Source organism: Kitasatospora sp. NPDC096128 (assembly GCF_040303105.1).
GTDB lineage: Bacteria > Actinomycetota > Actinomycetes > Streptomycetales > Streptomycetaceae > Kitasatospora.
Genome location: NZ_JBEOSP010000022.1, coordinates 136,267 through 148,798 on the forward strand (window position 1 = coordinate 136,267; position 12,532 = coordinate 148,798).

At 72.3% G+C, this 12,532-nt stretch carries 12 protein-coding genes and 6 tRNA genes; 10 read left to right on the forward strand and 8 right to left on the reverse strand.

The features are described from left to right. Window positions 1–32: 32 nt before the first annotated feature. From ABTY61_RS24400 to ABTY61_RS24415, 4 genes are all read right to left on the reverse strand, one after another. Window positions 33–104 (reverse strand) — tRNA-Val (locus ABTY61_RS24400). Between the two features lie 41 nt (window positions 105–145). Next, window positions 146–217, reverse strand: a tRNA-Val gene (locus ABTY61_RS24405). A 37-nt stretch (window positions 218–254) separates the two neighbouring features. Next, window positions 255–325, reverse strand: a tRNA-Cys gene (locus tag ABTY61_RS24410). 40 nt (window positions 326–365) lie between these two features. Further along, window positions 366–438, reverse strand: a tRNA-Gly gene (locus ABTY61_RS24415). A 333-nt stretch (window positions 439–771) separates the two neighbouring features. Between ABTY61_RS24415 and ABTY61_RS24420 the strand changes: the two genes are divergently transcribed. From ABTY61_RS24420 to ABTY61_RS24430, 3 genes are all read left to right on the forward strand, one after another. Further along, window positions 772–1,857, forward strand: coding sequence for a chorismate-binding protein (locus ABTY61_RS24420; RefSeq protein ID WP_350507170.1), 1,086 nt, complete (start codon window positions 772–774; stop codon window positions 1,855–1,857). Window positions 1,858–1,870: 13 nt separating this feature from the next. Beyond that, a complete protein-coding gene (locus ABTY61_RS24425) occupies window positions 1,871–2,701 on the forward strand; it encodes an aminotransferase class IV (RefSeq protein WP_350507171.1) in 831 nt (276 codons plus the stop codon). A 105-nt stretch (window positions 2,702–2,806) separates the two neighbouring features. Next, window positions 2,807–3,652 carry a GNAT family N-acetyltransferase gene (locus ABTY61_RS24430; protein ID WP_350507172.1) on the forward strand — a complete coding sequence of 282 codons (846 nt, stop codon included), beginning with the start codon at window positions 2,807–2,809 and terminating at the stop codon, window positions 3,650–3,652. Between the two features lie 41 nt (window positions 3,653–3,693). Here the strand turns inward: ABTY61_RS24430 and ABTY61_RS24435 are convergent, their stop codons facing one another. Then, window positions 3,694–4,194: a DsbA family protein gene (locus ABTY61_RS24435; RefSeq protein WP_350507173.1), complete on the reverse strand. Its 501-nt coding sequence runs from the start codon at window positions 4,192–4,194 to the stop codon at window positions 3,694–3,696. 111 nt (window positions 4,195–4,305) lie between these two features. On the opposite strand from ABTY61_RS24435, the gene ABTY61_RS24440 reads away from it, so the two are divergent. Then, window positions 4,306–4,767, forward strand: a complete 462-nt coding sequence (locus ABTY61_RS24440; protein ID WP_350507174.1) for a hypothetical protein — start codon at window positions 4,306–4,308, stop codon at window positions 4,765–4,767. A gap of 20 nt (window positions 4,768–4,787) precedes the next feature. Here ABTY61_RS24440 and ABTY61_RS24445 read toward each other — a convergent pair whose 3' ends face one another. Continuing rightward, window positions 4,788–5,357, reverse strand: coding sequence for a CGNR zinc finger domain-containing protein (locus ABTY61_RS24445; RefSeq protein ID WP_350507175.1), 570 nt, complete (start codon window positions 5,355–5,357; stop codon window positions 4,788–4,790). A gap of 428 nt (window positions 5,358–5,785) precedes the next feature. Beyond that, window positions 5,786–6,199 carry an SsgA family sporulation/cell division regulator gene (locus ABTY61_RS24450; RefSeq protein WP_030056266.1) on the reverse strand — a complete coding sequence of 138 codons (414 nt, stop codon included), beginning with the start codon at window positions 6,197–6,199 and terminating at the stop codon, window positions 5,786–5,788. 436 nt (window positions 6,200–6,635) lie between these two features. Here ABTY61_RS24450 and ABTY61_RS24455 point away from each other — a divergent pair. Further along, window positions 6,636–6,707 (forward strand) — tRNA-Val (locus tag ABTY61_RS24455). A 211-nt stretch (window positions 6,708–6,918) separates the two neighbouring features. Then, window positions 6,919–6,990 (forward strand) — tRNA-Val (locus tag ABTY61_RS24460). Window positions 6,991–7,052: 62 nt separating this feature from the next. Here the strand turns inward: ABTY61_RS24460 and ABTY61_RS24465 are convergent. Continuing rightward, entirely contained in the window at window positions 7,053–7,820 is a 768-nt protein-coding gene (locus ABTY61_RS24465; RefSeq protein ID WP_350507176.1) for an exonuclease domain-containing protein, read from the reverse strand. 145 nt (window positions 7,821–7,965) lie between these two features. On the opposite strand from ABTY61_RS24465, the gene ABTY61_RS24470 reads away from it, so the two are divergent. The 4 genes from ABTY61_RS24470 to ABTY61_RS24485 all read left to right on the forward strand — a co-directional run bounded on the left by ABTY61_RS24470 (window position 7,966) and on the right by ABTY61_RS24485 (window position 12,422). Next, window positions 7,966–8,520, forward strand: a complete 555-nt coding sequence (locus tag ABTY61_RS24470) for a DUF4365 domain-containing protein (protein ID WP_350507177.1) — start codon at window positions 7,966–7,968, stop codon at window positions 8,518–8,520. A 32-nt stretch (window positions 8,521–8,552) separates the two neighbouring features. Next, entirely contained in the window at window positions 8,553–9,713 is a 1,161-nt protein-coding gene (locus ABTY61_RS24475) for a hypothetical protein (protein ID WP_350507178.1), read from the forward strand. 87 nt (window positions 9,714–9,800) lie between these two features. Next, window positions 9,801–11,780 (forward strand): threonine--tRNA ligase, encoded by a 1,980-nt coding sequence (thrS, locus tag ABTY61_RS24480; RefSeq protein ID WP_350507179.1) that lies wholly within the window; start codon window positions 9,801–9,803, stop codon window positions 11,778–11,780. Between the two features lie 81 nt (window positions 11,781–11,861). Then, entirely contained in the window at window positions 11,862–12,422 is a 561-nt protein-coding gene (locus ABTY61_RS24485; RefSeq protein WP_350507180.1) for an HIT family protein, read from the forward strand. Window positions 12,423–12,532 lie beyond the last annotated feature (110 nt).

Here is a 12,532-nt window from a genome sequence, read left to right on the forward strand (position 1 = left end):
TTGTGCAGCAGGCCTCGAAGGGCCCGTTACTGTGCGCGATACTGGGATTGAACCAGTGACCCCTACCGTGTCAAGGTAGTGCTCTCCCGCTGAGCTAATCGCGCCTGGTAAGGCGATCCTGCAGCGGACCTCGTGAGATCCGACGTGCGCGATACTGGGATTGAACCAGTGACCCCTACCGTGTCAAGGTAGTGCTCTCCCGCTGAGCTAATCGCGCGGGGAGGTCTCCCGGCAGAACCGGGGGAGCCTCTCGGAGGTGGAGACGGGATTTGAACCCGTGTACACGGCTTTGCAGGCCGTTGCCTCGCCTCTCGGCCACTCCACCAGGCAACACATGAAGAACGACTTTACACTGTTCTCCATCGAGCGGACGACGAGATTCGAACTCGCGACCCTCACCTTGGCAAGGTGATGCTCTACCAACTGAGCCACGTCCGCCTGTCTCCCGGGGACCTTCACCGCTTTTCTTCGGCTGCGCTCCCTGGCGACGTGTTGAACTCTAGCGGATTCCCGGGCCAGCTAAAAATCCGTTCCCGCAGCGTGCCGCGGGGATGGCCGAGGAGTGCCGTCCCGTCAGCCCTTCCGGCCGGCCGCCGGCCACCACCTGCGGCGCTGCCGGACGATCATCCGCAGGTCGCCCGGCGCACACCGGCGCGACGCACCCGGCTGCTCGTACGCGGGGGCGCGGCGGGCTCGGGCCCCCGCCCGGGAGGAGCCCCCCGACCTACACTTCAGGCACCCCCACCCCCAGCAGCACCGCGCAGGAGAACCGTGTCCGGCCACCCCGCCCCCCGCACTCCGCTCGCCCGCTTCGGCGGCCGCCTGGCCACCGGACTGCGTGACGTCACCTCGGACCCGGCCGCACTCGACTCCTCCGGGTACTGGGCCGTCGCCTACGACTACGAGGGCCGGCTGACCTGCGCCCGCTTCGACGACGTCCGCCCCGCCCCGGCCCCGCCCTCCGGCGCCGGCTGGCACGGCCCGGACGCCGGCAGCTGGCACAGCTCCCTGGACCGCGCCGCCTACACCGCGGGCGTACGCCGTATCCGCGAGCACATAGCCGCGGGCGAGGTGTACCAGGCCAACCTCTGCCGGGTGCTGTCCGCGCCGCTGCCCGACCCCGACCGCAGCGACATCGACGCCCTCACCGGCCTCCTCGCGCACGGCAACCCCGCCCCGTACGCCGGCACCATCCGACTGCCCGACCACGGCGTCGAGATCGCCACCGCCTCCCCCGAGCTCTACCTGCACCGCACCGGACGCACCGTCTCCTCGGGTCCGATCAAGGGCACCGGCCGGACGGAGGACGACCTCCTCGAGAAGGACCACGCCGAGAACGTGATGATCGTCGACCTGGTCCGCAACGACCTCGGCCGGGTCTGCGGGACCGGCACCGTCACCGTCCCCGACCTCTGCGTCGTCGAGAAGCACCCCGGCCTGGTCCACCTGGTCTCCACCGTCGAGGGCACCCTGCGCGACGGCGCCGGCTGGCCCGAACTGCTCGCCGCCACCTTCCCGCCCGGCTCGGTCACCGGTGCCCCCAAGTCCAGTGCCCTGCGGATCATCGACGCGCTGGAGACCGCCCCCCGCGGCCCCTACTGCGGCGCCGTCGGCTGGGTCGACGCCGACCGCGGCGAGGGCGAACTCGCCGTCGGCATCCGCACCTTCTGGCTCGACCGGCAGGACCCGCAGGCACCCGTCCTGCGCTTCGGCACCGGCGCCGGCATCACCTGGGGCTCCGACCCCGAACGCGAGTGGGCGGAAACCGAACTGAAGGCCGCCAGACTGGTCGCGATAGCGTCGGGCGCCGGTCTCGGCAGCGACGCCGACACCGACCTCGAGCCGCACCGCGCCTAGGAGCAGCCCCCTGATGGACAACCGCACCACGAGCTGGGTCAACGGAACCCTCGTCGACTCCGCCGACGCCGCCGTCTCGGCCCTCGACCACGGCCTCACCACCGGCGACGGTGTCTTCGAGACCCTGAAGGCCGTCGACGGCCGCGCCTTCGCCGTCACCCGCCACCTCGACCGGCTCACCCGCTCCGCCCGCGGCCTCGGCCTGCCCGACCCCGACCACGACCTGGTCCGCGAGGCCTGCGCCCGGGTCCTCGCCGCCAACCCGGCCCCGCTCGGCCGCCTGCGCGTCACCTACACCGGCGGCAACGCCCCGCTCAGCTCCGAGCGCGGCAGCACCGGCCCCACCCTGATCGTCGGCTTCAACGCCATCGACCGCCGCCCCGACGAGACCGCCGTGGCCGTCGTCCCCTGGCGCCGCAACGAGCACAGCGCCGTCGCCGGCCTCAAGACCACCTCCTACGCCGAGAACGTGGTCGCCCTCGCCGCCGCCCACCGCGTCGGCGCCTCCGAGGCCCTGTTCGCCAACACCGCGGGCCGACTCTGCGAGGGCACCGGCTCCAACGTCTTCGTGGTCCTCGGCGGCCGGCTGCTCACGCCCGTCCTCGCCTCCGGCTGCCTGGCCGGCATCACCCGGCAGCTGATCATCGACTGGTGCGGAGCAGAGGAGGCCGACCTCCCGCTCGACGCCCTCCAGGGCGCCGAGGAGGTCTTCCTGACCTCCACCACCCGCGACGTCCAGGCCGTCACCCGTGTCGACGACCGCCGCCTGCCCGGTGTCGGCCCGGTCACCGCCAAGGCCATCGCCGTCTTCGCCGAGCGCAGCGGCGACGACCTCGACCCCTGATCCCGACGACCCCCCGATTCCGACGATCCCGGACCCGGCGCGACGGCCGGGGAGACGCCGCGGGCGGCGCGGATAACCTCCCCGGCGAGGGGAAGGGACCACGACATGACCACCACGCTGCGCCCTGAGGGCCCGGAGACACCCACCACGGTCGGCGGCCGCACCAGACGCTGGCGGATCCTCTCGAACGGCCACCAGATCGGTGCGCTGCGCACCACCTCGGCCCGCCACGGCAGTGAACTCTGGGGCGAGATATCGGAGTTGGAGGTCACGGAGGGCCGCGGCCGGGGTCGCGGCACCTTCGGTGCACTGGCCGCCGAGGAGGTGCTGCGCACCTGGGGCTGTACCCGGGTGGACGTCGTCGTCCCCGAGACGGCTCCGATCGCCCGCGGGCTCGCCACCGCCCTCGGCTACACCGAGCGGATGCGGAACCTCGGCAAGAGCCTGACCACGGCCACGGCCCTGCCCGCCGGTGTCACCGCCCGCCCGATCGACGCCGCGGAGTTCCCGGCCTGGATCGACCGGGCGGCACGGGAGTACGTCCGCTCCCTGCGGGAGTCCGGCCTCACCGAGGAGCAGGCCCAGGCCAAGTCGCGCCTGGACCACCAGAACGTCCTCCAGCAGGGCGCGGACACCCCCGGCGTCGCCCTGCGCCGGCTCCACGGCCCGGACGGCGCAGCCGAGCCGCTCGGCTCGCTCTGGGTGAACCTCCGCCTGCGCGACCTGCCGGACGGCACCCCGCTCGCCTGGGTCATGGTGGTCGAGGTGTCCCCGGCCCACCGCGGCCGGGGACACGGCCGCACCCTGATGCTGCTCGCCGAACAGGAGTGCCTGGCCGCCGGGGTGCGCGAACTCGGCCTCAACGTCTTCTCCGGCAACGAGGTCGCCCTCCGGCTCTACGCCTCGCTCGGCTACCGGGTCGTCAACCGCTGCTACGGCAAGCCTCTGTGAGGAGGTGACGCACCGTCAGGACGCGCGGCGGCCCGGCATCGTCAGGCGGACGCGGCCGCCTCGATGACGGCGACGATCCGCTCGCGCAGCCCGTCCTGGCTCTTCCCGCCGTCCAGGCGCTTGCCGCCGATCACGTACGTCGGCGTCCCGGTGACGCCGATCGCCTTGCCCTCGGCCTGGTCGGCGTCCACGGTCAGCATGTGCCGGCCGTCGATCAACGCGGTGTCGACCTCCTCGGCGTCCATCCCGACCTCCCGGGCCACCGCCAGCAGCACCTCCTGCCCCCGGGCGTCCAGCTCCTCGACCCGGGCCAGCAGGGCCTCCACGAACGGCCACCCGAGCCCCTGGGCGAACGCCTCCTCGGCCGCCTCGGCCGAGGCGTAGGCGTGCTTGTGCTTCTCCAGCGGGAAGTGCCGCAGCTCCACGGGCAGCGCGTCGCCGTACCGCGCGCGCAGCGCCCGTACGTCGTCCAGGGCGGTACGGCAGTCCGGGCACTGGAGGTCGCACCAGAACTCGAGGCGGGGAAGGGAACCATCGATCATTCCCCCAGTGTTCCACTAGTGGGTGCCCGCTCCCGCCCGGCGGTGCGCCCGAGGGCGGACCGACAGGGAGGCACCGATGACCAGGACGACCGGAAGCGAAGGGGCCCAGCTGTGCTGACCGCGGCGATCAGTTTCCTCCTCACGGCCGGCGGAGTGGCCGTCGCGGGCCTGCGGGCCTGGCGTCGGCGGTTCCGCTCGGCGACCCGCTGGTTCGCGGTCGCCCTGCTGCCCGCCGGGCTCTACCTGACCGGACTGTTCCCGCTGGCCTCCACGATCGGCCGGGAGTTCGCCGACTGGGCGACCAGGCTGGTCTTCGACCCCAGGGTGTGGACGGGCCTCGTGCTGCTCGGCGTCTCCGCCGCGCTGCTGCTCGCCACCCGCTGGTCGGGCCGTCGCGGCGCGGTGGAGTCCTCCCCGGAGCGTCCGGCCGCCGCCGGTGCGGCCCCCGAGCGCCCGGCCGTGACCCAGGCGCCCAAGGCCGCCAAGGCTTCCGGGAAGCAGGCGGGCAAGCGGGACGACGGGCTCGGCGACTTCGCCGACATCGAGGAGATCCTCCGCAAGCGCGGCATCTGAGCCGGGGGGAGGGCGCGGCGTCAGGCGGGGGCGACGGCCTCCGCCGACCGCTGCCGGGCCCGGTAGGCGGCGACGTGCAGCCGGTTCCCGCAGGTGCGGCTGTCGCAGTAGCGCCGCGAGCGGTTCCGGGAGAGGTCCACGAACACCCGCGCGCAGTCCGGCGCCTCGCAGCGGCGCAGCCGTTCCCGCTCGCCCGCCATCAGGATGAAGGCCAGGGCCATGCCCAGCTCCGCCGCGAGGTGGGGAGCGATCGCGACGTGCGGGGCGAAGTAGTGGATGTGCCAGTCGTGGTGGTCGTGGTTGACCAGCCGCGGCGTCGTCCCGGCGGCCGCGACGATCGCGTTGACCAGCTCGGCGGCCGCTTCGGTGGACTCGGTCCAGAACACCTCGCGCAGCCGGGACCGCAGCTCCTGCACCTGGCGCAGGTCGTCCTCGGTCAGCGAGTCGATCTCGCTGATCTCCTGGCGGACCACGAAGGCGTCCAGCGCGGCGACGTCCGGCAGCCGCTCGTCGCCGCACACCTCGGGCGCGGTGTTGAGCAGATCCACGAGGATGCTCAGCGCGCACTCGGTGTCATGGGTGATCAGCACGTTGGGACTCCTCGCGCAGGGGGACTCCGGTACCCCGCGTCCACGGTTACCCCAGACCATACCGGCCCTTGCGGCATAAGGGCGGCGCGTTCCTTCGAAGGTCTGTGCGGATTCCGCCGGAGTGTCCCGATCCGGGCGGGATCCCCCTCCTGCGAGCCCGGCCCACGCCCCCCTGGGGGAGCCCGTACGGCCCCCGGAAACCACGGTGGCGCCCGGCAGCGAGGCCGGCCACCCGTGAGGATGGCCGGCCTTGGTGCCGGGCGCCTGCGGTGCTGTGGCCCCGCTCCGGTGGGAGCGGGCCGTTCACCGGCCCCGAGACCGCGTGGTGCGCGGCTGAGTCCGCTGCCGTGCCCCCGAGTAGGACGGCAGCGATGACGGCGGGTAGTACGGCCCCGCCGACAGCGGGGCTGGACCGCCTCCGGTCGGGGTCAGCTTTCGGCGAGGATGTGGGACAGCTCCCGGTCGAGGTCGAAGTGACGGTGTTCGGTGCCGGGGGGCACCGCGGCGTCCGTCCGCTTGAGGAACGACTCAAGCGCGCGGGCCGGGGCCTCCAGCAGGGCTTCTCCTTCCGGAGAGCTCAGTGCGATGCAGACCACCCCTTGCCCGTGGCTGCGGGACGGCCACACCCGGACGTCGCCGGTACCGGTGGGTCGGTGCAGCCCCTCCGCGAGGAGATCTCGGGCGAACACCCACTCCACGGTCTCGTCGGCGCCCGTGTGGAACGTGGCGTGCACGGCGTAGGGGTCGGCGGTGTCGTAGCGCAGGCCCGCGGGGACGGGCAGTGAGGACTCGCTGGACACGATGAGGCGCAGGTGCAGCTCGCAGCTGACCGTGGTGTTCATAAGCGCCATGGCCTTTCGCTCAGTGTGCGCTCGGGGAATCGCACGTCGGCGAACGGACCATCCCACCCCCAAGACCGATGTAAACCCCTCTGTCCCGATTCGGGCGCGAGTCGTACCCCTTACGGCGCATTGCGGAATCGCCCCCGAGTACCCGCCCGGGGCATTACCGGCGGTTCTTCTCGGTCGGATTCCGGATCGGCGTGCACCCGGTCCGTCGGCCCGTCGGTCGGAGTGCCCGGCGGGGTGCCGGGTGGGCCGGGAACGGGGGAGCGGGTGGTGCGACCGGGTCCGACGAGTCGCGCGCGCGGGCGGAAGGGGCGGGGAGGGGCGGGGCGGGGAGTAGGGGGGCCCGGGCCGGGGTGCCCCGGCCGGGGGCTCCGGGCGGGAGGGGTGTTCGGAGCACCCCCCGGGATGCGGTAATGTTTTCTCTGCACCCGGGCGATTAGCTCAGCGGGAGAGCACTTCGTTCACACCGAAGGGGTCACTGGTTCGATCCCAGTATCGCCCACCGGAATGCATTGTGATATGTGAGGCCCAGTCGATTATCGGCTGGGCCTCACATGTATTTCCGGAATCCATCCGAAGAGCCGGTACCGAATCCGGCTGAGGCTCAGTCATCTTCCGCGCGGAGCGCGAGTTCTGTGGATGCGTCGGCCGTACCCCGGAAGAGCGAGTTGTACGACTGCCCCCGAATGGTGCTAGAGTTCATCTCGTTGCCCGGGCGATTAGCTCAGCGGGAGAGCACTTCGTTCACACCGAAGGGGTCACTGGTTCGATCCCAGTATCGCCCACCGGACAGCACGCAGGCCCTGACCGGGAAACCGGTCAGGGCCTGCGGCGCGTTCCGGGCCGGCTACGCCGCCGCCCGGCACCCGTGCTCCGGCTCCAGCCGACGGCCGCAGACGCAACGGGCCGGTCGCAGCGGCCAGGACAGGTCGACCCGCTCCGGCGTCCCCGAGCGGTCGAACCAGGCCTGCAGCCCCCGCGCCTGCGCCGCGTGCCAGACCGACTGCCGCAGGTGCAGCTCCGCCGCCGTCAGCCCGCCGAGCGCCGCCGGATAGCGGGCGCCTATTCGCCGGATCAACGACAGCGCCGCCGTCGCGTCCGCCGCCGCGTCGTGCGCCCCGGCCAGGTCCACGCCGTAGTGGGCGCACAGGTCGGTCAGCGTCCGGCGGCCCTTGCGGTAGCGGTCCACGTGCTTGTCCAGCACCCGCGGATCCAGCACCACCAGCCCGGCCCCGTCCAGCCCGGTGTTCAGCGCCAGACCGTGGTGGCGCCGCAACTCCCGGTCCAGCAGGGTCAGATCGTAGGGCGCGTTCATCACCACCACCGGGCGGCCGGCCCGCGCCTGGGCCGCCAGCGCGCGGGTGACCTCGGCCACCACCGCGCCGGCCGGCCGCCCGTACCTCCGGACCTGCTCGTCGGTGATGCCGTGCACCGCCCGGGCCCCGTCCGGGATCGGCACACCCGGATCGGCGAGCCAAGTGGTGGTCTGCGCCGGTGCGCCCGGGGCGAGTTGGACGACCAGGGCGGCGGAGACGATGCGGTCGGACTCCACGTCCACGCCGGTCGTCTCGGTGTCGAAGGAAGCGAGTGGGCCGGTGTACCAGTGCTGCTGCATGACTGCCCCTCAGGCGTGCGTTCCGCGTTCTGGTGATACCCGGTTCTGACGCCCGCTCAACCCGTTTGGCCCAGCTCCGACCGGGGATCCTGCCACTGGGCCGCTCGGCCCGGACGGGCCCGGAGCCGGGGGAGGCCACGGGGCGATGGCACTGACACAGCCGCAGCCCGACGGCGCGGCGACCACACTCAGGGGGAACCTCGCGGTCACCGCCTGCATGGAGACGCTGCAGGTCGGCTACCTGCACGCGGTCGCCGCCGCGGCCGGCTGCTCGCTCTCCCAGCCGTTCCCGGACAACGGCATCGACTGGCAGGTCAGCCACGGCTCCCGGGAGCACGACGTGGACGACGAGGTCACCGTCAAGATCCAGCTCAAGGCCACCCAGCAGATCGCGCCCGACCCGGCCGGGCCGTTCTTCAGCTTCACCCTGGACAACGACCACCTGCGCAAGCTCGCGCGCGCCCGGGTCGCCGTCCCGCGGATCCTGGTCGTGATGCTGCTCCCGCGCCGGGTCGACCACTGGCTCCACGCCCGCCCGGACGCCCTCGAACTGCGGCACTGCTGTTACTGGGTCAACCTGGCCGGCCACCCTGTCACCGGGAAGCGGCGCACCAACGTCCGGGTGCCCACCGACAAGGTCTTCGACGACCGCGCGCTCTGCGACATCATGGCCCGGGTCGGCGCGGGCGGCAGCCCGTGACCACCCGGCCCCGGCAGCGAGGAAGCACGCCCATGACCCTGCCGCACGGACCGGAGGACCCGGCCCTGCCCGACCCGGCCACCGTCGACCCCGCGGTGCTCGCCACCCTGCTCGCCCGGCACGGCTGGGTCCGGCGCGGCGGCCCCGCCGCCCGGTACGGCCGCTGGACCCCGCCCGACGGCGAACCCGGCACCAGCCTCCTCGTTCCCACCGCCGACGGCTTCGACGACGCCGTCGAACTCCTCACCGACGCCGTCACCGCGCTCTCCCGCTCCCACACCCCCTCCGCCCGCTCGATCCTCCTCGCCCTCGTCGTCCCCGGCGACGAACTGAGCTGGCGCCGCGAACTGCCCGGCCCCGCCGACGCCGCCCCCTGGGACGACGTCGAGCGGCTCCAGCGGGCGGCGCGCTCGATGCTCGCCGCCGGGGCCAAGGCCGGCCGGACCACCGCCGCCTACTTCGGCGCCCGGCTGGACGGGCTCGCCGGGGACTTCCTGGACGACGTCCTCCTCGTCGAACAGGGCGTCGTCGAACAGGGCGCCGCCCTCACCGCGTACACCCCCGCCCCCGAGGGCCGCACCGCCGTCACCACCCTGGTCCGCGCCCTGGAGGCGCTGCGCGACGCGGTCGACTACCGCCGGGTCAGCGGCGGGCCCGAGGCCTTCGAGAACGCCGTCCGCTCCGGGGTCAGCCGGGAGCTGGTCCAGTCCGTCGAGGACCTGGTCCGCGGCGCCACCGCCGCCCGGCTCACCGTCGCCTGGTCGCCCGCCGCCGGCACCCCCGGCGGCTTCGGCGACCGCCGGATCGACCTCGACTTCTCCCCGGGTGACCTGCCCGCCCTCGCCGAGGCCGCCGACCTGCTGGAACGGATCGAGCCCGCCGTCGACGTCACCGTCGTCGGCGTGGTCGTCCGCCTCAAGCGCGCCGACCCGGCCGGACCGGGCTCGGTACGGCTCCGGGTGCTCGGCGGCGCGGAGGTCCGCGAACTCAAGGTCCGGCTGCCCGACCCCGACTACCGGCTCGCCGCCGAGGCCCACCTGACCGGCGTCCCGGTCCGGGTCTCCGGCCGCCTCGAGCGGCGCGACGGCTTCCGCCGGCTGACCCGCCCGCAGGGCCTCGAGCTGTGCGGCTGGGCGGAGGGCGACCGCGAGCGGCTGCTCAAGGGGCTCCAGGAAGGGGGAGGCGGATCCTGAGTGCGCGGTGCGGCTGGTGCTCTCGGTACCATCGTCACGCGCAGCGCAGTGTTGCGTCCTCTGAATCCAGCACGTCAGGAGAGACCGGTGACGGACGTCCGGGTAATCATCAACCGCGAACCCGATCGGGAAGAGCGCGTGGTGACCACGGGCACTACGGCCGCCGAGCTCTTCGCCGACGACCGCTCGATCATCGCCGCCCGCGTCGGCGGCCAGCTCAAGGACCTCGCGTACGCCGTCCAGGACGGCGACGAGGTCGAGCCGGTCGCGATCGACAGCAAGGACGGCCTGGACATCCTGCGCCACTCCACCGCGCACGTCATGGCCCAGGCCGTGCAGCAGCTGTACCCCGAGGCCAAGCTCGGCATCGGCCCGCCGGTCAAGGACGGCTTCTACTACGACTTCGACGTCGAGAAGCCCTTCCACCCCGATGACCTCAAGGCCATCGAGAAGAAGATGCAGGAGATCATCAAGCGCGGGCAGAAGTTCTCCCGCCGCGTGGTCACCGACGAGGCCGCCGCCGAGGAACTCGCCGCCGAGCCGTACAAGCTCGAGCTGATCGGCCTCAAGGGCTCCGCCGCCACCGCCGGCGAGGGCGCCGACGTCGAGGTCGGCGCCGGCGAGCTCACCATCTACGACAACCTGGACGCCAAGAGCGGCGAGCAGTGCTGGGGCGACCTCTGCCGCGGCCCGCACCTGCCCAGCACCCGCCACATCCCGGCGTTCAAGCTGATGCGCAACGCCGCCGCGTACTGGCGCGGCAGCGAGAAGAACCCGATGCTCCAGCGCATCTACGGGACCGCCTGGCCGACCAAGGACGAGCTCAAGGCCCACCTGGACTTCCTCGTCGAGGCCGAGAAGCGCGACCACCGCAAGCTCGGCAACGAGCTCGACCTCTTCTCCATCCCGGAGGAGATCGGCTCCGGCCTGGCCGTCTTCCACCCCAAGGGCGGCATCATCCGCCGCGCGATGGAGGACTACTCGCGCAAGCGGCACGAGGAAGAGGGCTACGAGTTCGTCTACACCCCGCACGCCACCAAGGGGAAGCTCTTCGAGAAGAGCGGCCACCTCGACTGGTACGCGGACGGTATGTACCCGCCCATGCAGCTCGACGAGGGCGTGGACTACTACCTCAAGCCGATGAACTGCCCGATGCACAACCTGATCTTCGACGCGCGCGGCCGCTCGTACCGTGAACTGCCGCTGCGGCTCTTCGAGTTCGGGACGGTCTACCGCTACGAGAAGTCCGGCGTCGTGCACGGCCTGACCCGTGCCCGCGGCTTCACCCAGGACGACGCCCACATCTACTGCACCCGTGAGCAGATGGCGGAGGAGCTCGACTCCACGCTGACCTTCGTGCTCAACCTCCTCCGTGACTACGGCCTGACCGACTTCTACCTGGAGCTGTCGACCAAGGACCCGGTCAAGTACGTCGGTTCGGACGAGACCTGGGAGGAGGCCACCCGCGTCCTGGCGAGCGTGGCCGAGAAGCAGGGGCTGCCGCTGGTTCCGGACCCGGGCGGCGCGGCCTTCTACGGCCCGAAGATCTCTGTGCAGGCGAAGGACGCCATCGGCCGTACCTGGCAGATGTCGACCATCCAGCTGGACTTCAACCTGCCCGAGCGTTTCGACCTCGAGTACACCGCCGCGGACGGTTCGCGTCAGCGGCCGGTCATGATCCACCGCGCGCTGTTCGGCTCGATCGAGCGGTTCTTCGCGGTGCTGCTGGAGCACTACGCCGGCGCCATGCCGCCGTGGCTGGCCCCGGTCACCGTGACCGGCATCCCGATCACCGACGAGCACGTGCCGTACCTGCTGGAGGTCGCGGCCGAGCTCAAGAAGCACGGGATCCGGGTCGAGGTGGACACCTCGGACGACCGGATGCAGAAGAAGATCAGGAACGCCCAGAAGACCAAGGTCCCGTTCATGCTGATCGCCGGCAACGACGACGTCGAGGCGGGCGCGGTGTCCTTCCGCTACCGCAACGGCGAGCAGAAGAACGGCGTGCCGGTCGCGGACGCCGTGGCCGAGATCGCGGACGCGGTGAAGAACCGCATCCAGGTGTGACGCCGTAGCCGGACCAGTACGCGCGGGGCAGGCTCTTGAAGAGTCTGCCCCGCGCGGCTTTGCAAGCACCCCCGGGCGAATATGCTGATCAGCATGACGACTGAGCCGGAACTGCAGCGGGGTGTCGGTGAGCCGGACGGCTTCCGCCGCCTGTGGACCCCCCATCGGATGGCGTACATCCAGGGTGAGAACAAGCCCACCGGCCCGGCTCCGGACGACGGTTGTCCGTTCTGCTCGATCCCGTCGCTGAGCGACGAGGAGGGGCTGGTCATCGCCCGGGGGAGCGCCGTGTTCGCGGTGCTGAACCTGTACCCGTACAACGGCGGGCACCTGATGGTGGTCCCGTACCGGCACGTGGCCGACTACACCGACCTCGACGAGGCGGAGACGGCCGAGCTGGCGGACTTCACCAAGAAGGCGATGACCGCGCTGCGGGCCGCCTCGGGGGCGCACGGGTTCAACATCGGGATGAACCAGGGCGCGGCGGCCGGGGCCGGCATCGCGGCGCACCTGCACCAGCACGTGGTGCCGCGGTGGGGTGGGGACACCAACTTCATGCCGGTGGTCGGCCACACCAAGGTGCTGCCGCAGCTGCTGGCGGACACCCGCAAGATGCTGGCCGAGGCCTGGCCGCAGGGCTGAGCCGGCCGGACGCGTGAAGAGGGGCCCGCCACCGGGGAGTTCGGTGGCGGCGGGTCGTGGACCAGGGCGCAGGCGATCGACAGGCGCTGGGCCTGGCCGCCGGACATCTG